The sequence below is a fragment of the Enterobacter sp. 168J2 genome, assembly GCF_034107265.1.
Lineage (GTDB): Bacteria > Pseudomonadota > Gammaproteobacteria > Enterobacterales > Enterobacteriaceae > Enterobacter > Enterobacter nematophilus.
In genome coordinates this window covers 138,765-160,067 of record NZ_JAWNEB010000006.1, presented here as the reverse complement: position 1 = coordinate 160,067, position 21,303 = coordinate 138,765, and the positions used below count along the sequence as shown (strand labels likewise).

18 protein-coding genes and 1 other RNA gene are annotated in these 21,303 nt (G+C 56.0%); 7 read left to right on the top strand and 12 right to left on the bottom strand.

Going from position 1 to position 21,303, the window contains the following annotated elements:
- The first annotated feature begins 55 nt into the window (after nucleotides 1-55).
- From USG84_RS16625 to USG84_RS16615, 3 genes are all read left to right on the top strand, one after another.
- Nucleotides 56-448, top strand: a complete 393-nt coding sequence (locus USG84_RS16625) for a DoxX family protein (RefSeq protein ID WP_151414009.1) — start codon at nucleotides 56-58, stop codon at nucleotides 446-448.
- Nucleotides 449-519: 71 nt separating this feature from the next.
- Nucleotides 520-1,506, top strand: coding sequence for a glutathione S-transferase family protein (locus USG84_RS16620; protein ID WP_253543331.1), 987 nt, complete (start codon nucleotides 520-522; stop codon nucleotides 1,504-1,506).
- Nucleotides 1,507-1,614: 108 nt separating this feature from the next.
- On the top strand, nucleotides 1,615-1,980 hold the full coding sequence (locus USG84_RS16615) for a DUF805 domain-containing protein (protein ID WP_151414007.1): 366 nt from the start codon (nucleotides 1,615-1,617) through the stop codon (nucleotides 1,978-1,980).
- A 41-nt stretch (nucleotides 1,981-2,021) separates the two neighbouring features.
- Here USG84_RS16615 and yhaJ read toward each other — a convergent pair whose 3' ends face one another.
- Complete coding sequence (yhaJ, locus tag USG84_RS16610) at nucleotides 2,022-2,924, bottom strand: DNA-binding transcriptional regulator YhaJ (RefSeq protein WP_003862655.1); 903 nt, start codon at nucleotides 2,922-2,924, stop codon at nucleotides 2,022-2,024.
- A 104-nt stretch (nucleotides 2,925-3,028) separates the two neighbouring features.
- Between yhaJ and USG84_RS16605 the strand changes: the two genes are divergently transcribed.
- The gene (locus USG84_RS16605) at nucleotides 3,029-3,730 is read left to right on the top strand and encodes a pirin family protein (protein WP_061096987.1); all 702 of its coding nucleotides are present in this window, start codon (nucleotides 3,029-3,031) and stop codon (nucleotides 3,728-3,730) included.
- 114 nt (nucleotides 3,731-3,844) lie between these two features.
- Here USG84_RS16605 and USG84_RS16600 read toward each other — a convergent pair whose 3' ends face one another.
- From USG84_RS16600 to garL, 10 genes are all read right to left on the bottom strand, one after another.
- Entirely contained in the window at nucleotides 3,845-5,146 is a 1,302-nt protein-coding gene (locus USG84_RS16600; protein ID WP_253543332.1) for a serine dehydratase subunit alpha family protein, read from the bottom strand.
- A 20-nt stretch (nucleotides 5,147-5,166) separates the two neighbouring features.
- Nucleotides 5,167-6,498 (bottom strand): amino acid permease, encoded by a 1,332-nt coding sequence (locus tag USG84_RS16595; protein WP_253543333.1) that lies wholly within the window; start codon nucleotides 6,496-6,498, stop codon nucleotides 5,167-5,169.
- A 273-nt stretch (nucleotides 6,499-6,771) separates the two neighbouring features.
- Nucleotides 6,772-9,066, bottom strand: a complete 2,295-nt coding sequence (pflB, locus tag USG84_RS16590) for a formate C-acetyltransferase (RefSeq protein ID WP_253543334.1) — start codon at nucleotides 9,064-9,066, stop codon at nucleotides 6,772-6,774.
- A gap of 15 nt (nucleotides 9,067-9,081) precedes the next feature.
- A complete protein-coding gene (gene tdcD / locus USG84_RS16585) occupies nucleotides 9,082-10,290 on the bottom strand; it encodes a propionate kinase (RefSeq protein WP_253543514.1) in 1,209 nt (402 codons plus the stop codon).
- A 30-nt stretch (nucleotides 10,291-10,320) separates the two neighbouring features.
- Nucleotides 10,321-11,652, bottom strand: coding sequence for a threonine/serine transporter TdcC (tdcC, locus tag USG84_RS16580; RefSeq protein ID WP_253543335.1), 1,332 nt, complete (start codon nucleotides 11,650-11,652; stop codon nucleotides 10,321-10,323).
- Between the two features lie 9 nt (nucleotides 11,653-11,661).
- Entirely contained in the window at nucleotides 11,662-12,651 is a 990-nt protein-coding gene (gene tdcB / locus USG84_RS16575) for a bifunctional threonine ammonia-lyase/L-serine ammonia-lyase TdcB (RefSeq protein WP_253543336.1), read from the bottom strand.
- A 96-nt stretch (nucleotides 12,652-12,747) separates the two neighbouring features.
- Nucleotides 12,748-13,668 carry a transcriptional regulator TdcA gene (gene tdcA / locus USG84_RS16570; protein WP_151414006.1) on the bottom strand — a complete coding sequence of 307 codons (921 nt, stop codon included), beginning with the start codon at nucleotides 13,666-13,668 and terminating at the stop codon, nucleotides 12,748-12,750.
- Nucleotides 13,669-14,356: 688 nt separating this feature from the next.
- Nucleotides 14,357-14,733: RNase P RNA component class A (gene rnpB, locus USG84_RS16565), an RNA gene on the bottom strand.
- Nucleotides 14,734-14,792: 59 nt separating this feature from the next.
- Entirely contained in the window at nucleotides 14,793-15,683 is an 891-nt protein-coding gene (garR, locus tag USG84_RS16560) for a 2-hydroxy-3-oxopropionate reductase (protein ID WP_151414005.1), read from the bottom strand.
- A 21-nt stretch (nucleotides 15,684-15,704) separates the two neighbouring features.
- Nucleotides 15,705-16,475, bottom strand: coding sequence for a 2-dehydro-3-deoxyglucarate aldolase (gene garL / locus USG84_RS16555; protein WP_151414004.1), 771 nt, complete (start codon nucleotides 16,473-16,475; stop codon nucleotides 15,705-15,707).
- 356 nt (nucleotides 16,476-16,831) lie between these two features.
- On the opposite strand from garL, the gene garD reads away from it, so the two are divergent.
- On the top strand, nucleotides 16,832-18,403 hold the full coding sequence (gene garD, locus USG84_RS16550; RefSeq protein WP_253543337.1) for a galactarate dehydratase: 1,572 nt from the start codon (nucleotides 16,832-16,834) through the stop codon (nucleotides 18,401-18,403).
- 56 nt (nucleotides 18,404-18,459) lie between these two features.
- Here the strand turns inward: garD and USG84_RS16545 are convergent, their stop codons facing one another.
- Nucleotides 18,460-19,263 carry a DeoR family transcriptional regulator gene (locus USG84_RS16545; protein ID WP_061096978.1) on the bottom strand — a complete coding sequence of 268 codons (804 nt, stop codon included), beginning with the start codon at nucleotides 19,261-19,263 and terminating at the stop codon, nucleotides 18,460-18,462.
- 239 nt (nucleotides 19,264-19,502) lie between these two features.
- On the opposite strand from USG84_RS16545, the gene kbaZ reads away from it, so the two are divergent.
- Nucleotides 19,503-20,810: a tagatose-bisphosphate aldolase subunit KbaZ gene (gene kbaZ, locus USG84_RS16540; RefSeq protein ID WP_253543338.1), complete on the top strand. Its 1,308-nt coding sequence runs from the start codon at nucleotides 19,503-19,505 to the stop codon at nucleotides 20,808-20,810.
- 19 nt (nucleotides 20,811-20,829) lie between these two features.
- Nucleotides 20,830-21,303, top strand: a complete 474-nt coding sequence (gene agaV / locus USG84_RS16535; RefSeq protein WP_061096976.1) for a PTS N-acetylgalactosamine transporter subunit IIB — start codon at nucleotides 20,830-20,832, stop codon at nucleotides 21,301-21,303.

The following is a 21,303-nucleotide window of genomic DNA, read 5'->3' as shown; positions in this document are numbered from 1 at the left end:
CCGGAATTGCACAAAAATAATGTTCAGCCACGCATGTGGTTTCCTGGAGAGTAAAATGAAAAAATTAGAAGATGTTGGTGTACTGGCTGCGCGTATTCTGATGCCAATTCTGTTTATCGTGGCAGGCTGGGGCAAAATCACCGGATATGCGGGTACCCAGCAGTATATGGAAGCCATGGGCGTTCCGGGGTTCCTGCTGCCGCTGACTATTCTGCTTGAGTTCGGCGGCGGACTGGCGGTTCTGTTCGGCTTCCTGACCCGCACCACCGCGCTGTTTACCGCAGGCTTTACCCTGCTGACCGCGTTCCTGTTCCACAGCAACTTTGCTGAAGGCGTGAACTCACTGATGTTCATGAAAAACCTGACCATCGCGGGTGGTTTCCTGCTGCTGGCTATCACAGGTCCAGGCGCATACAGCATCGACCGCCTTCTGAATAAGAAGTGGTAAGCACGCTATACTGACTGAACCCAAAGCGAGGAGATATCTCCTCGCTTTTGCTATCTGACGGAGGACAAAAAATGGGACAACTCGTAGACGGCGTCTGGCAGGATGTCTGGTATGACACTAAATCCACCGGAGGACGCTTCAAGCGCTCTGTTTCGGCCTTCCGTAACTGGCTGACGGCCGACGGCGCGGCTGGCCCGAGCGGCGAAGGCGGCTTCGCGGCGGAGAACGATCGTTATCATCTGTACGTTTCTCTTGCCTGCCCGTGGGCGCACCGCACGCTGATTGTGCGCAAGCTTAAAGGTCTTGAATCTTTGATTCCTGTTTCGGTGGTGAACCCGCTGATGCTGGAAAACGGCTGGACGTTCGACAGTGATTTCCCCGCCGCGACCGGTGATGACCTGTATCACCACGATTTCCTCTACCAGCTCTACCTGCGCGCCGATCCGCACTACACCGGACGCGTTACGGTACCGGTGCTCTGGGACAAGAAAAACCAGACGATCGTCAGCAATGAATCTGCGGAAATCATCCGCATGTTTAACACCGCGTTTGACGCGCACGGTGCCCGCGCCGGAGATTATTACCCGGTCGAGCTGCGGGATAAAATTGACGAGCTGAACGGCTGGATTTACGACAACGTGAACAACGGGGTCTATAAGGCCGGTTTTGCCACCAGCCAGGAAGCCTACGACGAAGCGGTCGGAAAAGTCTTTGAATCCCTGGAACGGCTGGAGCAAATCCTCGGCCAGCACCGCTATTTAACGGGCGATCGGCTGACGGAAGCGGACATTCGCCTGTGGACCACGCTTATCCGCTTCGACCCCGTTTACGTCACCCACTTCAAGTGCGATAAGCACCGCATCAGCGACTACATGAACCTGCACGGTTTCCTGCGCGATATCTACCAGATGCCAGGGATCGCGGAGACGGTCAATTTTGACCATATTCGCACCCACTATTTCCGCAGCCACAAAACCATCAACCCGACGGGCATTATCTCCATCGGCCCGTGGCAGGATCTGGATGAACCGCACGGGCGCGACGTTCGTTTTGGATAAATACGACGGGCATCACCAGATGCCCTTTTTTAATTCACAATCTCCATCTATCCTTATCTCGATCGCTTAAAAAACAAGTGATTGACCGATTATTGAGGCAAGGAAAAAATGGACTGGTATTTAAAAGTACTGCGCAACTACATTGGATTTGGTGGCCGCGCCCGCCGCAAAGAGTACTGGATGTTCGTTCTGGTGAACTTCGTCCTGATTATGGTGCTGGGCATCGTGGATAAAATCCTCGGCTGGGAGCGCGCCGGCGGTGAAGGCATATTGACTACGATTTATGGCTTGCTGGTATTGCTGCCTTCATGGGCCGTGCTGTTTCGTCGTCTCCACGATACCGATCGTTCGGCGTGGTGGCTGCTGTTGCTGTTGATCCCGCTCGTCGGCTGGATCGTGATTTTGATTTTCAACTGTCAGAGCGGCACGCCGGGCGAAAACCGCTTTGGTCCGGATCCTAAGATCGGCGCGTAAATTCCTGCCCGGTAGCGCTTACGCTTACCGGGCCTGCACACTTATTTGTTGTGATGCGCAAAGAGCTTTGGAATTTCGCGCAGGCACCACGATTTGGCTTCGCCCATGCTGTCGCGGCGCCACGCCATAATAATGTCCACTTCGCTGGTGTACTCCGGGCTCACCACCCGCAGTCGCCCTTCCGCAATATCTTTTTCCACAAATGGGTAGGGCATCGTCGCTACGCCCAAACCGGCCAGCAGCGCCTGCCGCTTGTCTTCCAGTGACGTGACCGTCAGACGAGGCTGTTTATCCAGCAGCTGAACCGTCAGCACCGGACGCTCGCGCGCGGTATCCGCCACCGCCACGCCGCGATACTTCACGCGCGTGACCTCCGAAAGCGGTTCCGGCTCCTGGTGAATCGGGTGATCCGGCGCGGCAACGTAGACGTTCATGACGCTGTAAAGCTTGCGGGAGTTGATTTCCGAGGATGAACGGAAGTGCATATCTGGCGCAATGACGATATCCGCCCTGCCCGTCTCCAGACGCTCCCACGCCCCGGCCAGCACCTCGGTGATGATCGACAGCTGCGTGTTGGCCTTCGCCGCCAGGCGATCCACCAGCGGGAACAGCGCTTCAGTTGGCACCAGCGCTTCGGTGACTAACGTCAGGTGGGTTTCCCAGCCGCGGGCCAGCGCTTCGGCGTCCGTGGTGAGCTTGTCCGCCGCTTCCAGCAGCACGCGACCACGCTCCAGCAGCATCCGCCCCACGTTGGTGAATTTTGTTCGATGACCGGAGCGATCGAAGAGCACCACGTCCAGCTCTTCCTCCAGTTTTTGCATGGTGTAGCTCAGCGCAGACGGAACGCGCCCCAGTTCATCTGCCGCCGCGGCAAAGCTGCCGCGCCGGTCAATCGCGTCCATGACGCGAAGCGCCTCAAGCGTCAATGCTCTCTCTTTAGCCATCTCGTTCTCATTCAGGAAATTTGAACATACCGGGCAGAATATCTGGCTAACAATGCAGCGTCCATACCTTTACCATTGTTTTAGTGTAAAGAGAGGTCAAGTTTATGATTACGACAAGAACAGCTAAACAGTGCGGACAAGCCGATTTCGGTTGGCTGCAGGCCCGCTACACCTTTTCCTTTGGACACTACTTTGACCCTAAACTCCTCGGTTACGCTTCGCTGCGCGTGTTAAATCAGGAAGTGCTCGCCCCGGGCGCCTCCTTCCAGCCGCGTACGTATCCGAAAGTCGATATCCTGAACCTGATCCTGGAAGGCGAGGCAGAATACCGCGATAGCGAGGGCAATCATGTCCAGGCAAAGGCTGGCGAAGCGTTATTAATTTCCACGCAGCCGGGCATCAGCTACAGCGAGCATAACCTCAGCAAAGACAAAACGCTGACCCGCATGCAGCTGTGGCTGGACGCCTGCCCTGAGCGGGAAAACCCGCTGGTGCAGAAATTAGATCTGAAAGGTGATAGGCAGCAGCTGATTGCCTCGCCTGACGGCAGCAAAGGCAGTTTGCAGCTGCGTCAGCAGGTATGGCTGCACCATATCGAACTGAAGAAAGGTGAACAGGCAAGCTTCCAGCTGCACGGTCCGCGCGCCTATTTGCAGTCCATTCACGGTACGGTGCATGCGGTAACGCATACGGAAGAGAAAGAAGCGCTTACCTGCGGCGACGGGGCGTTTATTCGTGACGAAGCGAATATTACCCTGGTGGCGGATACGCCGCTGCGCGCGCTGCTGATTGATTTGCCGGTTTAAAGACCCACTCGCCCTTACCCCTCACCCCAACCCCTCTCCCCAGAGGGGCGAGGGGCTCGATCATTCCCTCTCCCCTTTGGGGAGAGGGCTAGGGTGAGGGGTGAAGGTCAATCGCTACACCTTACTCGCCATAATCTCAATGATCTGCCGGTCCGTAGCCCGCATTGAGCGGCACGCCAGCGCGCACAGGTTGGCGATCGACTGCTCCACGTCGTGCGCCACAATGCCCTCGTTGCCCGTCACGGCAGTATTATCCAGCGCCATCATCACCGCTTTCCAGGCGCTGCTGACGCTGGTTGAGACCTTCATGGCACAGCTGTTAGACGCCCCATCGCAGATCGTCCCGCTGACGTCACCGATCATACTGCCGATCGCCATGGAAATGGTCTGGTAAGAACCGCCCATCAGCCACGCCATCCCCGCCGCAGCACCCATCGCTGCCGTTGTCGCCGCACACAGCGCGGACAGGCGCGGAAGCTGGTAATGAATATAGATCGCCGACAGATGCGAAAGCATCAGCGCCCGCGCCAGCCGTTCATCATCGGCCTGAACGTGCCCAGCGACCACGACAACCGGCATGGTGGCCGTGATCCCCTGATTCCCGGAGCCAGAGTTGCTCATCGCCGGCAGCGTCGCGCCGCCCATGCGGGCGTCCGAAGCGGCGCTGGTGCGGATAACAATGTCTGAACCCAGATCCTGCCCCATCCATCCGCGTGCGCGCTGCTTATTGAGGGTCGCTCCAATGTGCAGCCCCCACTTCCCGCTGAGCCCTTCACGAGAGAGCGCGTCGTTCAATTGCCCTGCTTCCAGGATAAAGCGGATCGCCTCGAACGGTACCTGCTCCACAAACTCAAGGATCTGCGAGATCGTGGTGTTTGACAGTACCGCCAGCGGATCGTTACATACCTCAGCCTGCCGATCGTCAAGCCTGAAGCGCGTTTCGCCCTGACAAACCACCTCCACCACGCGGGTATGTCCGCCCGCAACGGTCACCATGGCCGAAGACTCACCGGCGTAAACGCAGGCACGCGAGTAGAGGATCTCCTCGCAGGGCTCCTGCAATTTCACCTGCACCAGACCGGCGCTAAGCATTGCTTTGGCCCGCGCCAGCGCATCGGCGGTGACATCTTTCAGCACCTCCAGCCCCGCCTGCGCATTGCCACCGATGGCGCCCAACGCCGCCGCAATGGGCAACCCGACCATGCCGGTGCCCGGCACCGTTACGCCAAGCCCGTTCTTCATCAGATTCGGCGATACCCACGCCTCAATCTGCGTGACGTCGCCAGGCAACTGCTCTGCGGCAATCGCACAGGCAAGGGCCAGAGAAACGGGCTCGGTGCACCCCAGCGCAGGCTTAACTTCTTCCTGCACTACGCGAATAAATTGATTCCATAAAGGATGAGTTTGCTCAGACATCGTTACGACCTTATTTGCCCTCAGGAAAATGCGAGGAAAGGAGAAACACAAAGCAGCAGCCCGGTGATGACGATAATCACCAGCGAGACGCCTTTATATTTATGCAGCGCCGGTACCTTATAGACCAGCCATGCAGGGATCAGGCAGCCCACCATGCCGAAGATGGGGCTACAGATAGAGGTGAAGCTCAGTACCGGCGCGTTTAAGACGATCGCGCTCCAGGCCAGCAGGATAGCGAACAGCATGATCCCGCGCTGGACGGTGCTTTCATTAATACGTTCAACCGGCATTTTGCGGCGCAGGATATTCATCACGATCCCCTGCGTGGCCTCGCGAAAGCCGAGATAGACGCCGAAGAAGGCGGTCATCACGGCAAAAATATTGAGGATCACGCTGACGATTTTGACCCAACCCGCGCCGTCGCCGCTGATAAACTGCGCCGCAATCGCCAGGGCCGAAATGTTCTGCTCGTAGGCTTTCACCGCCTCGTCGTGTCCCATCGCCAGGGTGAAAGAGACGGCGTAGAAGAAGACCGTGACAAACAGTATGCCAAAGGCGATATTCATCGCCCGCAGCGCTTTATGGCGCGCCACCTCAACGGACTTTTCCCGTGAACGATATGAAATCACCATCGGGCTTAAGGTCTGAATAAACAGAATGGAGGTTAAGGTAAAGGGCAGCGTAATAATGGCATTTTTTATCAGCAGCCCCATCGGCGGCAGCATGCCCACGTTGGCTAAATGCCAGAGTCCAATCATTGAAAGACCCAGCGCAGCAACCACGAATAATTTAGTCAGCACCATCAGGCTGGAGACTTTAAACAGCAGCTTTTCACCGCGCGACGAAATAGCGACCAGGATGCAGATTAGGAATAAGCCGTAGAACGGATTTTCCGAGAGCAAACCGTCGGTCACGCCGAAGGTGTGCAAATACGAGGCACTGTCGTTGGTGATGGCAGTGGAATAGACAAACATCCAGATCACCAGCATCACGAAATAGAGTGCGCCTAATAAGATGCCCCAGTTTTTACCTAAATAACCGCTAATCACGCTCGGGTAGTCTTTGCATTCCGGCGATTCCGCCAGCGTATTTATAAACAGCCGCTGGAACAGGTACATGGCCGGATAACCAATAATCGACGAGAGCAAAAAGACCCACAGCCCCATTAATCCCACCTGAACCGGGAGAAAAACAATCCCCGCGCCGATGGCCATCCCGATACTCATGATGACCCAGCCCGTGTCGGTGCTGTCGAATTTAATTGCCTCTCGCCATTCGCTTTCGCTCATTCCCGCCCGCCTTGCCGCAGGGGAATCCTTCACAATCACACTGCTGTTTGTTGCCGTATTCATTGGGCACTCGCTTATTTTGTAGGGTAAACAGTTGTTTTTATTAGGTTCCGAACGCCAGCGATTGCGATTCAGAGGGCAGCAGGTGTTTATAGTTGGTGTGAGAAAATCATAGCCGGAGCGAGGGAGAAAAAAGTCACAAGTTTTATAAGGATTTTCTGACGCTGGAGGAAAACTTGCTACTGGATGTGTAAATGAGAAAGGTATTTTCTAAATGTGACGATATTCACGAAATTAAAAGCCTCCTCACACGAGGAGGCACAATGGCAATTTGAATTACATAGCCTGCGTAAACGTCCGCGAAATCACGTCCTGCTGCTGCTCCCGCGTCAGGGCGTTAAACCGCACCGCGTAGCCGGATACGCGGATCGTCAGGTTCGGGTAGTTCTCCGGGTGCGCGATCGCATCCAGGAGCATCTCCCGGTTCATGACGTTGACGTTCAGGTGCTGCCCGCCCTCAATGGACGCTTCATGATGGAAGTACCCGTCCAGCAGCCCCACCAGGTTGGTTTTGCGCACCAGCTCGTCCTTACCCAAGGCCTGCGGCACGATGGAGAAGGTATAGGAGATCCCGTCCTTCGCATAGGTGAACGGCAGCTTGGCGACCGACGTTAGCGAAGCCACCGCTCCTTTTCTGTCGCGCCCGTGCATCGGGTTCGCGCCAGGCGCAAACGGCGTGCCACCGCGGCGCCCGTCCGGCGTGTTGCCGGTCTTCTGGCCGTAAACCACGTTGGAGGTGATGGTCAGGATCGACTGGGTTGGCACCGCGTTGCGGTAGGTTGGCAGCGCCTGAATTTTCTTCATAAAGCGCTCCACCAGATCGCAGGCAATGCTGTCCACGCGGTCGTCGTTGTTGCCGTACTGCGGGTAGTCCCCTTCTATGACGAAATCGACCGCCAGACCGGTATGGTCGCGCACCGGCTTCACCGTCGCGTATTTAATGGCCGAGAGGGAATCCGCCGCCACCGACAGCCCGGCGATGCCGCAGGCCATGGTGCGATAGACGTCCCGGTCGTGCAGCGCCATCAGCGAGGCTTCGTAGCTGTACTTATCATGCATGTAGTGAATGAGATTCAGCGCGCTGATGTACTGCACCGCCAGCCAGTCCATAAAGTGGTCGAGGCTCGCCATCACGGTGTCGTAATCCAGCACCTCATCCAGCAGCGGCTCGGTTTTCGGACCGACCTGGATCTTCAGCTTTTCATCCACCCCGCCGTTGATCGCGTACAGCAGCGTTTTGGCGAGGTTAGCGCGAGCGCCGAAGAACTGCATCTGCTTGCCGATCACCATCGGGCTGACGCAGCAGGCGATGGCGTAGTCGTCGCTGTTGAAGTCCGCGCGCATAAGATCGTCGTTCTCATACTGCAGCGACGAGGTGACGATCGATACCTGCGCGGCGTATTTCTTGAACGCGATCGGCAGCTGTTCAGACCAGAGGATCGTCAGGTTCGGCTCCGGCGCGGGCCCCATGGTGTGCAGGGTGTGCAGATAGCGGAAGCTATTTTTGGTCACCAGCGTGCGCCCGTCCAGCCCCATGCCACCGATCACTTCCGTGGCCCAGATCGGATCGCCGGAGAAGAGCGTGTCGAACTCCGGCGTGCGCAGGAAGCGCACCATGCGGATCTTCATAATGAAGTGGTCGATCAGCTCCTGGGCCTGGACTTCGTCCAGCCTTCCTGCCTGCATGTCGCGTTCGATGTAGATATCGAGGAACGACGCCGTGCGCCCCAGCGACATCGCTCCGCCGTTCTGGGATTTTACAGCGGCAAGATAGGCAAAATAGACCCACTGCACCGCTTCCCGGGCGTTCATCGCCGGGCGGGAGATATCAAAGCCGTAGTTCGCCGCCATCTGCTGGATCTGGAGCAGCGCGCGCCTGTGCTCCGCCAGCTCCTCGCGCAGGCGGATCGTCGCTTCAAGATCTTCACCGCGCTCCAGCCTGCCCTGCAGATCGGCAAACTGCAGTTCGCGCTCGCGCACCAGATAGCTGATGCCGTACAGCGCCACGCGGCGATAGTCGCCGATGATGCGTCCGCGCCCGTAGCCGTCCGGCAGACCGGTCAGCACGCCGGATTTGCGGCAGCGCATCATCTCCGGTGAATAGACGTCAAACACCCCCTGGTTGTGGGTTTTGCGCAGGTCGGTAAACAGGTATTCGAACTGCGGATCCATCTCCCGACCGTAGGCTTCGAACGAGCTGCGGATCATGTTGATCCCGCCGTATGGATGCAGCGCGCGCTTGAGCGGCTTGTCGGTTTGCAGGCCGACGATCGTCTCCAATTCCCGATCGATATAGCCTGGTCCGTGGGCGGTAATGGTGGTGGCAATGTTGGTGTCGAAATCCACCGGGGCGTGGGTGGCATTCTCCTGGCGAATGCCGACCATCACCTTCTGCCACAGCGCCGTCGTTGCTGGCGTCGCCTGCGCGAGGAAAGCTTCATCGCCTTCATAAGGGGTGTAGTTATGCTGAATAAAATCGCGGACGTTGACGGCGTTTTTCCATTCTTTACCGCGAAACCCGGCCCATGCGTCGCTGTAGGGCGCGACGCCCGTATCGATTGTTACTTTCATGTGATTCTCGCTTTATCAGGCGTAAGCCGCAGCCGGAGTGACCTTTCCAAGACGGAGGGCGTCCAGCGCGATCATTTTTTCTTCGTTGGTAGGGACAACCGCGCAGGCCACGCGGGACGACTCGGTGGAGATGACGCGCTCACCCGCGCTGCCCGGCAGGGCGTTTTTGGCGTCGTCGAGGATGATGCCGAACACTTTCAGATGTTCGGCCACCAGCGCGCGGACAAGCGTCGAGTTTTCGCCAATGCCGCCGGTAAAGACCACCCCATCCAGACGGTGCAGCGACGCGGCGTGACCGGCAATATGCCGCGCAATGCGGTGAACAAAGGTGTGTATTGCCAGCTGTGCCCGCTCATTACCTTCGTGCCAGGCTTTCTCTAATGTCCGCAGGTCTGAAGAAATGCCGGAGATCCCCAGCAGCCCGGACTCTTTATTCACCACGCGCTCCAGATCTTCAAACGACTGGCCGGTCTGCTGGGCAATCCACGCCATCGCGCCAAAATCCACGTCGCCGCAGCGCGTGCCCATCACCAGCCCTTCCAGCGGCGTCATCCCCATCGAGGTGTCAACGCTCTCGCCGTTGCGCACCGCGCAGATGGACGCCCCGTTGCCGAGGTGGGCAATCACCAGGCCGCTGTCATCGGGGGACAGCCCGAGAAGCGCGTGCGCCTGCCCGGCCACGTAGCGGTGAGAGGTGCCGTGGAAGCCGTAGCGGCGCACGCCCAGCTCTTCAAAATAGCGGTACGGCAGACCGTACAGATAGGCCTGCGGCGGCAGCGTCTGGTGGAAGCTGGTATCAAACACCGCCACCTGCTGCACGCCCGGGAAGAGACGCTCTGCCGCTTCCACGCCGCTCAGGTTGGCGTAGTTATGCAGCGGCGCCAGCGGGGAGACCTGGCGGATCTGCTCAATCACCTCTTCCGTGATCGGGGTCGACTCGCTGAAAAGGTCGCCACCGTGGGCAATGCGGTGGCCAATCAGGGCCACGCTGCTCATCAGGTTACGCTTCTCCAGCTCCAGGGCGATGGCGGCCAGCGCCCCTTCGTAGTCCTGGTGAGCCAGTCTGACCGGCTCACCCCCGTTCACGGAAATAAAGGCCTTTTCGGTGTTGATACCGTCCGCAATGCCCGTCATCAGGGCATCGCAGCCTGCTGCGTCCAGCACCGAAAACTTAACAGAGGACGATCCGCAGTTAATAACCAGTACAACCGGAAACTCAATCATCATATGACTCCGCTCTTCCTGAGCTTTGGGTTAGAACAGTTTGTAAACGATATTCAGAATGGTCAGCAGGCCGACCACGGTAACGAAGATGTTCTCGGTGCGGCCTTTGTATTTCGCCAGCGCAGACGCCTTGCGGATGGCGTACATCGGCAGCAGGCACAGCAGAGAGGCGATGATTGGCGCGCCCATGGCTTCAATAAGGTCCAGAATGTTCGGGTTGGCGTAGGCCACAACCCAGGTGGAGCCCATGATGAACACCATGCTGATAGTGTTCAGCTTGCCAACAGAGACTTTCTTCTTATCGCCCTTGTAGCCGAACTTAAGGATCAGGCCGTTCAGCCCTTCCAGCGTGCCCAGGTAGTGGCCGAAGAAGGATTTGAAGATAGCCACCAGCGCGATGATGGAGGCGCCGTATTCGAGCACCGTCGCGAACGTCGATTTACTGCCGGACATCGAGGCAAAGTGGTTCGCCAGGTAAGAGAGTACCGGAATGTTCTGCGCCTTGGCGTCCGCCATGTTCTGCGGAGAGAGCGTAAACAGGCAGCTGAAGGCGAAGAACATCACCACGGCCACCATCAGCATGCTGGCGCGACCGATGATTTTGGAACATTTCTGCTCGGTAAACTCTTTCCCGAACTCCGGCTCGTACTCTTCACGCTTGGAAACCACAAACGAGGAGACGATAGGCGAGAAGTTGAAGGAGAAGACCATGATGGAGATCCCCAGCCACACCGTAACCAGAATGCCGTCATGACCGGTGAAGGCGATATCGCTCAGGTTGACCTGTTCGATTACCGCCGAGTTCCAGTACGGGATCAGCGACAGGGAAATCAGCACCAGGCTGGCAATGAACGGGAACACCAGGTAGCTCATCACTTTTACCATCAGGTCCTTACCGAACCAGATAACAAAGGCCATCAGCAGCAGCAGGAACAGCGCCACCACGCCGCGATTCAGCGCAGGCATCTGGAGCTGGTTTTCCCAGAAGGTCATAAAGGTGTTCGTAATGGTGACGCCGTAAATCCACAGCAGCGGGCAAATGGCGAAGAAGTAGAGGAACGTAATCACCACCCCACCGGTTTTCCCGAAGTGCTCTTCCACCGTTTCGGTGATGTTGCCGGAGACGTTGCTGCCGGACAAACAGAGGCGCGCCAGCGCGCGGTGGCAATAAAAGGCAATCGGGAAGGCGAGTACCAGCATCAGCAGGATGGGGATCAGTCCGCCAAAGCCTGCGCGAATGGGGAAGAACAGCACGCCTGCGCCAATGGCGGTACCAAACAGGCCGAGCGTCCATGTAGTGTCAGACTTACGCCAGGAGGACGTTTTTGTCTGGCCAACGATAATGCTTTCTGTGTTGCTCATAGGTCACCTTTATGCGTCAACGAAGCCGGTAATTTGGGAAACACGGGAGAGATCGATATTGCCGCCGGAAATAATGCAGACGGTTTTACGGCCATGAATATAGTGGTCGAGCTTGCCGCTTAATAACGCCGCGCAGGCCAGCGCGCCCGCGCCTTCCGTCACCACTTTATTTCGCTGAATAAGGGCAATCATGCTGTTGCGAATATCGTCTTCGCTCACCAGTACAATGTCGTCAACTAATTCGCGAACAATTTCGAAGGTTAATTTGCCCGGACGAGACACGTCGCAGCCGTCCGCTAACGTGCCGGTAACGCGATGGTTAGTTATTTCTCCGGCCTGATAAGAGGCCGCCATGCCGTGAACGTTTTCAGACTGTACGCCGATAATATTAATGGTCGGGTTGATGGATTTAATCGCCGTTGCAATCCCGGCAATTAATCCGCCGCCGCCTATAGGGACAATCACGTTATCCACGTCGTATAAATCTTCGAGGATTTCCAGGCCGATGGTGCCCTGCCCGGCGATCACTTTCGGGTCATCATAAGGCGGGATAAATATGCGCCCTTCCAACTCAACGATTTCGCTCACTTTGGCGATGGTGTCGTTAAAGTTCTCGCCGTGCAGCACCACTTCGGCGGAATAGTCGCGCGTCGCGGCCACCTTGGATTTTGGCGCGCCCATCGGCATCACCACTTTGCCGTCGATACCGAGCATCGCACAGGAGAGCGACACGCCCTGCGCGTGGTTTCCTGCGGAGCAGGCGACGACGCCTTTGCGCTTTTCAGCATCGGTCAGCGAGCTTAATTTATTAAACGCACCGCGAATTTTAAACGAGCCGGTACGCTGCATGTTTTCAAACTTGAGGAATATCTCACCTTTACACCGTTCGCTGAGATAATTTGAGCGCGGCATGCCGGTTTTATAGATTTTTCCTGCCAGCCGCTTTCTGGCATCCTGTATATCTTCAATGGTAACCGGGAGATCGTAAGTAATGTGCATAATATCCTCGTTATAATAATTCATTCTTTTCAGGCAAAGTCAGGGTATCAGAGCGTTAAAAATCAGCGCCCCGGGTGTTTTAAAGCGTGATTATTTCTATCGTCGTATTTCGATATTCATCGAAGAATATTGTTTTGCCAGCTCAACTAATACAGACGCCGATTTTTTAATTCTGTAATTTTTCGACCACACGGCGGCATAGCGCGCCACGGGCAATTCGTCTTCCACGGGCAGCACAATAAACTGGTCCGAGCCGAACGGCGCAATCATGTCGCGAGGAATCACCGTCAGATAATCGGCATTCAGGACAAGGTTATAAATGGTGACGACGGAATCGGTCTGGACGATGTTTTCAATGCTGATGTGGTTGTCTTGCAGGGTGGTCAGGAGTTCTTTGTAGTAGCCCATATCGGTTTGCGGCATCACCCACTGCTCGTGCGTGAGCGATGCCAGTGTCGTCGGGCCGGTGCACGTTCGTGATTTACTGGCGACCAGCACAAACTCTGACTCAAACAGCGGCTCGACGTGAAGATCCTGCAGCAGCATTTCGTCGCTCAGCGTACCGATGGCGAAATCCAGCCGACCGTCGCGAATGGCCGGAAGGAAAGAGGAGAGCTGGGCTTCGTACATGGATACGCGCGCTTTCGGGAACACTTCCCTGAATTTTTTGATCATCTCAGACAGGAAGGTGAAGCCAATCAGAGACGGATAGCCAAAGGAGACGTCCATGACGGTGCTGAAACTGAGGCTGTTAATCTCGCTCACCATGTTTTTCATCTCGCGGGTGATCGACTCAGAGTATGAAAGCAGCACCTGCCCCGCAGCAGTCAGTTTGACGCCGGTGTTTTTACGCACCATCACTTCCACGCCGAAGTAAGATTCGATGTCGCTGATGATTTTGCTGACGGCGGGTTGCGTCAGGCCCAGTTGTCTTGCGGCAGAACCTATGGAGCCACTTTTAATGACTTCCTGAAATACCACGAGGTGCTGTGTTTTCGGTAGAATAATAGTGTTCATAATATTCTGCGCTTATTTCCCTATGACGCAGCGGATTCTACCTAATATTGTTTAAGAGGTTATGTGCTGTTACTCACAATTTGCTTTCCCGCGCATTTCACGGGAACAACATCAACCTAAAAAACATCGTGCAATCAATGCGATAGGTAAATAAAAGCACACCGTTACGCTGATATCGATCAATAAAAGCAGCAGTAATAAATTTATTTTATGGCGATAACCTTGATAAATTTTTCTGGGTTAAATAAATCAATAAAGACGATCTTTCAGGCAATTAAAGGCCAATAAATAACCGTTATTCCTTTGAAACATTCTTTCAAATTATCAAATTTTGCAGAGTATTTTGGGACAGCTTTTTATAAACAGTGGAATACGTCACACATTCACAGCCTGAATGTTTTTAATTTCAATATGTTTATATCAAATAAGAAAATATTTGCGATCGTTCAGTTAACATTCGCAACAAATTAACAATACTGTAAATTCACTCTTTTTTAGCGCGAAATTTTGTGATGGCGATCGTCTGCGGGATGCATATCGACGATGGAAAGGGTAATGCAGTGAAATGTGCTTAATGTCGCAAATATGAGAATTGATGTCGTTTGTGCGAGTTGCCGGGTGGCGATGCGCTTACCTGGCTACGCCCCCCCTAAAAGCAAAAACCCCGCCGAAGCGGGGTTCTGGAAGAAGTTGAAGCTGACCGATAAGCCGGGTTCTGTCGTGGACAGTCATTCATCTAGGCCAGCAATCGCTCACTGGCTCAAGCAGCCTACCCGGGTTCAGTACGGGCCGTACCATGTGAACCCCTATTTGGCCTTGCTCCGGGTGGAGTTTACCGTGCCACGGACTGTTACCAGCCGCGCGGTGCGCTCTTACCGCACCCTTTCACCCTTACCTGATCCCGCTTGCGCGGGCCATCGGCGGTTTGCTCTCTGTTGCACTGGTCGTGGGTTTCCCCCCCAGGCGTTACCTGGCACCCTGCCCTATGGAGCCCGGACTTTCCTCCCCTCCGCCCGTCTCCCCCGAAAGGGACGACGACGAAGCGGCGACTGTCTGGTCAGCTTCGGCGCGCAGTATAGAGGGTTTGCGCGCCGCTGTCACCCTCAGGCGCAGGCAAGATGCTATTAACGCGCCACTTCCACCTTCGCCAGTTTTTCGTAGTAGCACGCAATCGCGCTGTGATCGGCCGTGCCCAGGCCATCCGCACGCAGCGCCTGCATCATCTCCATGACCGCAGCGGTCAGCGGCAGCTGTGCCCCCACGCCGTGAGACGTATCCAGCGCGTTCGCCAGATCTTTGATATGCAGGTCGATGCGGAAACCGGGTTTGAAATTACGATCCATCACCATCGGCGCTTTGGCATCCAGCACCGTACTGCCCGCCAGGCCGCCGCGAATTGCCTGATAAACCAGGTCCGGATTGACGCCCGCCTTGGTTGCCAGGGTCAGCGCTTCAGACATGGCGGCAATGTTCAGCGCCACAATCACCTGGTTCGCGAGCTTGGTGACGTTGCCCGCGCCAATGTCTCCGGTATGCACTACGGAGCCCGCCATCGCTTTCATCAGGTCATAGTATTTATCGAACACGGCCTTATCGCCGCCCACCATCACAGACAGCGTGCCGTCGATGGCTTTCGGCTCGCCGCCGCTGACGGGCGCATCCAGCATCTCTACGCCCTTCGCTTTTAACGCCTCGCTGATTTCACGGCTCGCGAGCGGGGCGATAGAGCTCATATCAATCAGCACCAGGCCCGGCTTCGCACCTTCGATGATGCCGTTCTCCCCAAGCGCGACTTCTTTGACGTGCGGGGAATTGGGCAACATGGTGATGATGACGTCGCACTGCTCAGCAATGGCTTTAGCGGTGGTGGCCGTTTCCGCGCCCGCCGCCATCACCTCAGCCACAGACTGCGAATTATGATCGGATACCACCAGTGAGTAACCCGCTTTAATCAGGTTCTTACTCATTGGTTTACCCATGATCCCAAGACCAATAAAACCCACTTTCAGCGTCATAATCTGTTTCCTCAATGATGGTTATTTTTTAAAAGCGTCCGCTAATTTCTGCGTGGCCGAGCGGAACACGCCAAGGTCGCTGCCGACGGCAACGAACGTGGCTCCCCACTCCAGGTAGCGACGGGCATCGGCCTCAACCGGCGCCAGAATGCCGCACGGCTTGCCGTGCGCTTTGGCGCGGGCAAAGATGTGCTGGATAGCGCGCTGCACGTCAGGGTGGCTGGCGTTGCCCAGATGACCAAAGGCGGCAGCCAGATCGCTTGGGCCAACGAAGATACCGTCCACGCCATTTGTGGCTGCAATCGCATCGACGTTATCAACGCCCTGCTGGCTCTCGATCTGAACCAGAATGGTGATATTGCTATTGGACTGGGCGAAGTAGTCCGGCACGTTGCCAAACATGTTGGCGCGGTGTGACACCGAGACGCCGCGGATCCCCTCCGGCGGATAGCGCGTTGAGGCTACGGCCAGCGCCGCCTGTTCTTCCGTTTCCACAAACGGGATCAGGAAATTGTAAAAACCAATATCCAGCAGACGCTTGATAATCACCGGCTCGTTAGTTGGCACGCGCACCACCGGAGCGCTGGGGCTGCCTTTCAGCGCCATCAGCTGCGGAATAAAGGTGCTGATATCGTTCGGCGCATGTTCGCCGTCCAGCACCAGCCAGTCGAACCCGGCCAGGCCTAACACTTCGGTGCTAATAGGGTTTGCCAGCGCGGACCAACAGCCAATCTGAATCTGGTGCGCCGCGAGGGCAGCTTTAAACTTATTCGGGAAGATATCGTTATTCATCACTTAACCCTTTTTAATTCCGCAGTTTTAGCCAGTATTATTTTTCCAGAACAGATTCTTTATATTTATTTCTCTGACTGAATATTGGCGTTATAAAATCGTCATTCAGTATAATCGGCTCTGCACGGCAGCACATTGTTTTGATGCTCAAGTATCGCGCTACATCTCAACGCTATTTTGAGCATATGCACAAAGCAGTGGGCGCTAATGCACAGAATCAAGGATTAGTCCGCCCGAAACGATCGCGATCACATTTTCACTTTCCCTCTCCTGACATGCTTTATTTCTGCGTTAAGAAAACGATTATCCAACGAGTTATTTTTCATAGCTGAAACTTTGCCGGAGAAGAGTGAATAATGGCCGATATTGCAATTAGAGAGGCATCGCCGACGGCGTTTTATATTAAAGTTCACGATACGGATAACGTGGCGATTATTGTCAACGACAATGGCTTAAAAGCAGGCACCCGCTTCCCGGACGGACTGGAGCTGATTGAGCATATTCCGCAGGGGCACAAAGTCGCGCTGGTCGATATTCCTGCCCACGGTGAAATCGTCCGTTACGGTGAAGTCATAGGCTATGCGGTACGCGCTATCCCGCAGGGTAGCTGGATTGAGGAGTCTCTGGTGGCGCTGCCAGAAGCACCGCCGCTGAATACGCTTCCGCTGGCGACCCGCGTCCCTGAATCTTTGCCGCCGCTGGAGGGCTATAACTTTGAAGGCTACCGCAACGCGGACGGCAGCGTCGGCACCAAAAACCTGCTCGGCATTACCACCAGCGTGCACTGCGTGGCGGGCGTGGTGGATTACGTGGTGAAAATCATTGAGCGCGATCTGCTGCCGAAGTATCCGAACGTCGACGGCGTGGTGGGTCTTAACCACCTGTACGGCTGCGGCGTGGCGATCAACGCCCCGGCGGCGGTCGTGCCGATCCGTACTATCCACAATATCGCCCTTAACCCGAACTTTGGCGGCGAGGTGATGGTAATCGGTCTCGGCTGTGAAAAATTGCAGCCAGAGCGCCTGCTGCAGGGCACCGAAGATGTCAAAGCCATCCCGGCTGACGGGGCCAGCATCGTGCGCCTGCAGGACGAACGCCACGTTGGTTTCCGGTCAATGGTCGACGATATTCTGCAGGTGGCAGAGCGTCATCTGGATAAACTCAACCGCCGCCAGCGCGAAACGTGCCCGGCGTCGGAACTGGTGGTGGGCACCCAGTGCGGCGGCAGCGATGCATTTTCCGGCGTGACGGCTAACCCGGCGGTGGGCTATGCGTCCGATCTGCTGGTTCGCTGCGGCGCCACGGTGATGTTCTCCGAAGTCACCGAAGTGCGCGATGCTATCCACCTGCTCACGCCACGCGCCGTTAATGAAGAGGTGGGCAAACGCCTGCTTGAGGAGATGGCCTGGTACGATAACTATCTCGATATGGGCAAAACCGACCGCAGCGCCAATCCTTCGCCGGGCAACAAGAAAGGCGGCCTGGCGAACGTGGTGGAAAAAGCCCTCGGTTCGATTGCCAAATCCGGCCAGAGCGCGATTGTGGAAGTGCTCTCTCCGGGCCAGCGCCCGACGAAGCGCGGCCTGATTTATGCGGCTACGCCTGCCAGCGACTTTGTTTGCGGCACCCAGCAGGTGGCCTCCGGCATTACGGTACAGGTCTTTACCACCGGGCGCGGCACGCCATACGGCCTGATGGCGGTCCCGGTGATCAAGATGGCGACCCGCACCGAGCTGGCCAGCCGCTGGTACGACTTAATGGATATCAACGCGGGCACCATTGCCACCGGGGAAGAGAGTATTGAAGACGTGGGCTGGAAGCTGTTCCATTTTATTCTGGACGTGGCGAGCGGTCGGAAGAAAACGTTCTCGGACCAGTGGGGGCTGCACAATCAGCTGGCGGTGTTTAACCCGGCACCGGTGACGTGAGGGCCCCTCACCCTGCCCTCTCCCCATAGGGAGAGGGTAAAAACCGCACCGAGCCTTTAAACCAGCACCACATCAATCCCGCTTTTCCGCAGCCCGTCCAGGCTTTCCGCAGGAATGCCTTCATCGACGATAATCATATCAATCCTTTGCGTATCAATGATTTTATGCAGGCTCGAGCGGTTAAATTTGCTGGAGTCGGTCACGACGATAATACGCTCTGCCACCTCGCACATTTTGCGGTTCAGGCGGGCTTCATCCTCGTTGTGCGTGCTCACACCGCGATCGAGATCGATGGCGTCGACGCCCAGGAACAGCAGATCAAAGTGATAATTCTGTAAGGACTGTTCCGCCTGGTCGCCGTAGAAGGACTGCGACTGACGCCGCAAGTGCCCGCCGGTCATCAGCAGCTCTACCCCTTCTGCTTCCAGCAACGCATTCGCCACGTTCATCCCGTTGGTCATAGCAATGACGTCCGTGTGCTGGCGCAGCATACGGGCGATCTCAAAAGTCGTGGTACCGGAATCCAGAATAATGCGGTGCCCCGGCTTCACCAGCGCGGCGGCGGCCTGGGCGATGCTGCGCTTCACCGCCGTATTGAGCGAGCTTTTATCCTCAACGGAAGGTTCGACGCCAGGCGCATTCCCTTCGCAGATCAGCGCCCCGCCGTAGGCGCGAACGGCAATCCCCTGCTTTTCCAGAAACGCCAGATCGTTACGGATCGTCACCGTCGATACGCCGTACAGATGTGAAAGATCGTTAACCTGCACGCTTCCCTGCGCCCGCAACCGCTGAATGATCTGCTCCCGCCTTTCACTGGTGCCGGTGATGCGCTTCTCTGCGGATGAATCGCTGCTGCTCATACGAGATCCTTAATCAATAAACTTTCGTTTCATTTCGTTTTGCCTATTAACGCCTTTCTTTTTAGCGAATGCAAGTGCTGTCTGGCGGACATACGCAAGCTTGCCTATAGCTGAAACCTTTCATTATGTTTCTTTTGTGAAACAGATCGGAAAACCATTATCTTTCGTTTTATTTTTACACCACCATAATGCAGGATTAAATGAAACAAAACGAAAGATAAAGATCATTACCATCCGAAATGGAGAGGAAAGTGAAACATCTGACAGAAATGGTGGAACAACATAAACGGGGGAATGCAAACGGGATTTATGCCGTCTGTTCCGCACATCCACTGGTACTTGAAGCTGCCATTCGTTACGCCCATTCGCGCCAAACGCCGCTGCTGATTGAAGCCACCTCAAACCAGGTGGATCAGTTCGGCGGCTATACCGGCATGACCCCCGCCGATTTCCACGGGTTCGTCTGTAAGCTGGAGGAATCGCTTGGTTTCCCGACTTCGCAGCTGATCCTCGGCGGCGATCATTTAGGGCCTAACCGCTGGCAAAATCTGCCTGCTCTGCAGGCGATGGCGAATGCCGACGATCTGATCAAAAGCTACGTGGCTGCCGGGTTCAAGAAGATCCATCTCGACTGCAGCATGTCCTGCGAGGACGATCCGGTCCCCTTGACTGATGCCATCGTCGCCGGACGTGCCGCACGCCTGGCGAAAATTGCCGAAGCGACCTGTAGAGAGCAGTTTGGTGAATCCGATCTGGTCTACGTTATCGGCACGGAAGTGCCGGTCCCGGGTGGCGCGCACGAGACGCTGACCGAGCTAGAGGTCACGACGCCTGAGGCGGCTCGCGCTACGCTTGAAGCCCACCGTCACGCGTTCGAAAAGGAAGGCTTAAATCACATCTGGCCGCGCATCATTGGCCTGGTGGTTCAGCCCGGCGTAGAGTTCGACCACGCGAACGTCTGTGACTACCAGCCCAAAAAAGCCGTCGCGCTGAGTAAGATGGTTGAAGACTACGACACGCTGGTGTTTGAAGCGCACTCCACCGATTACCAGACGCCGCAGGCGCTGCGCCAGCTGGTGAACGATCACTTCGCTATTTTAAAAGTCGGCCCTGCCCTGACCTTTGCCCTGCGCGAAGCGCTGTTCTCACTGGCCGCCATTGAAGAAGAACTGCTGCCGGCGAAAGCCAGCTCTGGCCTGCGTCACGTTCTGGAAAATGTGATGCTCGATCGCCCGGAATACTGGCAAAGCCACTACCACGGCGACGGCAATGCGCGACGTCTGGCGCGCGGCTACAGCTACTCCGACCGCGTGCGCTATTACTGGCCGGACAGCCAGATTGACGACGCCTTCGAGCGGCTGGTGCGTAATCTGGCAGACGAACCCATTCCCCTGCCGCTTATCAGCCAGTATCTGCCGCTGCAGTACAGCAAAGTTCGCGAGGGCGCTCTCAAGTCAACGCCGCGGGAACTCATCATTGACCACATTCAGGACATACTCCAGCAGTACCATGCCGCCTGCGAAGGCGTAACGACTCCACACGCATAATTAAAAAGAGGAAAACGCTATGCCAAACATTGTCTTATGCCGCATTGATGAACGCCTGATCCACGGACAGGTGGGCGTGCAGTGGGTGGGGTTTGCGGGGGCAAACCTGGTGCTGGTGGCAAATGACGAGGTTGCTGACGATCCGGTTCAACAAAACCTGATGGAAATGGTGCTCGCGGAAGGGATCGCCGTGCGTTTCTGGTCGCTGCAAAAAACGATCGACAACATTCACCGCGCCGCTGACCGCCAGAAAATTCTGCTGGTCTGCAAATCACCCGCCGATTTTCTGAAGCTGGTTGAAGGCGGCGTACCCATCACCCGTATCAATGTCGGAAACATGCACTACGCCAGTGGCAAACAGCAAATTGCCAAAACGGTCTCTGTCGACGCGAACGATATCGCTGCGTTCAACGGCCTGAAAGCGGCCGGGGTGGAATGCTTTGTTCAGGGCGTTCCAACAGAGACCGCTTTGGATCTCTTTAAACTGCTTTGA

What these genes read in the sequence shown, in the direction of transcription:
- USG84_RS16625 (WP_151414009.1), top strand. Translation starts at nt 56, where the DNA reads ATGAAAAAATTAGAAGATGTTGGTGTACTGGCTGCGCGTATTCTGATG.
- USG84_RS16620 (WP_253543331.1), top strand. Translation starts at nt 520, where the DNA reads ATGGGACAACTCGTAGACGGCGTCTGGCAGGATGTCTGGTATGACACT.
- USG84_RS16615 (WP_151414007.1), top strand. Translation starts at nt 1,615, where the DNA reads ATGGACTGGTATTTAAAAGTACTGCGCAACTACATTGGATTTGGTGGC.
- yhaJ (WP_003862655.1), bottom strand. Translation starts at nt 2,924, where the DNA reads ATGGCTAAAGAGAGAGCATTGACGCTTGAGGCGCTTCGCGTCATGGAC.
- USG84_RS16605 (WP_061096987.1), top strand. Translation starts at nt 3,029, where the DNA reads ATGATTACGACAAGAACAGCTAAACAGTGCGGACAAGCCGATTTCGGT.
- USG84_RS16600 (WP_253543332.1), bottom strand. Translation starts at nt 5,146, where the DNA reads ATGTCTGAGCAAACTCATCCTTTATGGAATCAATTTATTCGCGTAGTG.
- USG84_RS16595 (WP_253543333.1), bottom strand. Translation starts at nt 6,498, where the DNA reads ATGAATACGGCAACAAACAGCAGTGTGATTGTGAAGGATTCCCCTGCG.
- pflB (WP_253543334.1), bottom strand. Translation starts at nt 9,066, where the DNA reads ATGAAAGTAACAATCGATACGGGCGTCGCGCCCTACAGCGACGCATGG.
- tdcD (WP_253543514.1), bottom strand. Translation starts at nt 10,290, where the DNA reads ATGATTGAGTTTCCGGTTGTACTGGTTATTAACTGCGGATCGTCCTCT.
- tdcC (WP_253543335.1), bottom strand. Translation starts at nt 11,652, where the DNA reads ATGAGCAACACAGAAAGCATTATCGTTGGCCAGACAAAAACGTCCTCC.
- tdcB (WP_253543336.1), bottom strand. Translation starts at nt 12,651, where the DNA reads ATGCACATTACTTACGATCTCCCGGTTACCATTGAAGATATACAGGAT.
- tdcA (WP_151414006.1), bottom strand. Translation starts at nt 13,668, where the DNA reads ATGAACACTATTATTCTACCGAAAACACAGCACCTCGTGGTATTTCAG.
- garR (WP_151414005.1), bottom strand. Translation starts at nt 15,683, where the DNA reads ATGACGCTGAAAGTGGGTTTTATTGGTCTTGGGATCATGGGTAAACCA.
- garL (WP_151414004.1), bottom strand. Translation starts at nt 16,475, where the DNA reads ATGAATAACGATATCTTCCCGAATAAGTTTAAAGCTGCCCTCGCGGCG.
- garD (WP_253543337.1), top strand. Translation starts at nt 16,832, where the DNA reads ATGGCCGATATTGCAATTAGAGAGGCATCGCCGACGGCGTTTTATATT.
- USG84_RS16545 (WP_061096978.1), bottom strand. Translation starts at nt 19,263, where the DNA reads ATGAGCAGCAGCGATTCATCCGCAGAGAAGCGCATCACCGGCACCAGT.
- kbaZ (WP_253543338.1), top strand. Translation starts at nt 19,503, where the DNA reads ATGGAGAGGAAAGTGAAACATCTGACAGAAATGGTGGAACAACATAAA.
- agaV (WP_061096976.1), top strand. Translation starts at nt 20,830, where the DNA reads ATGCCAAACATTGTCTTATGCCGCATTGATGAACGCCTGATCCACGGA.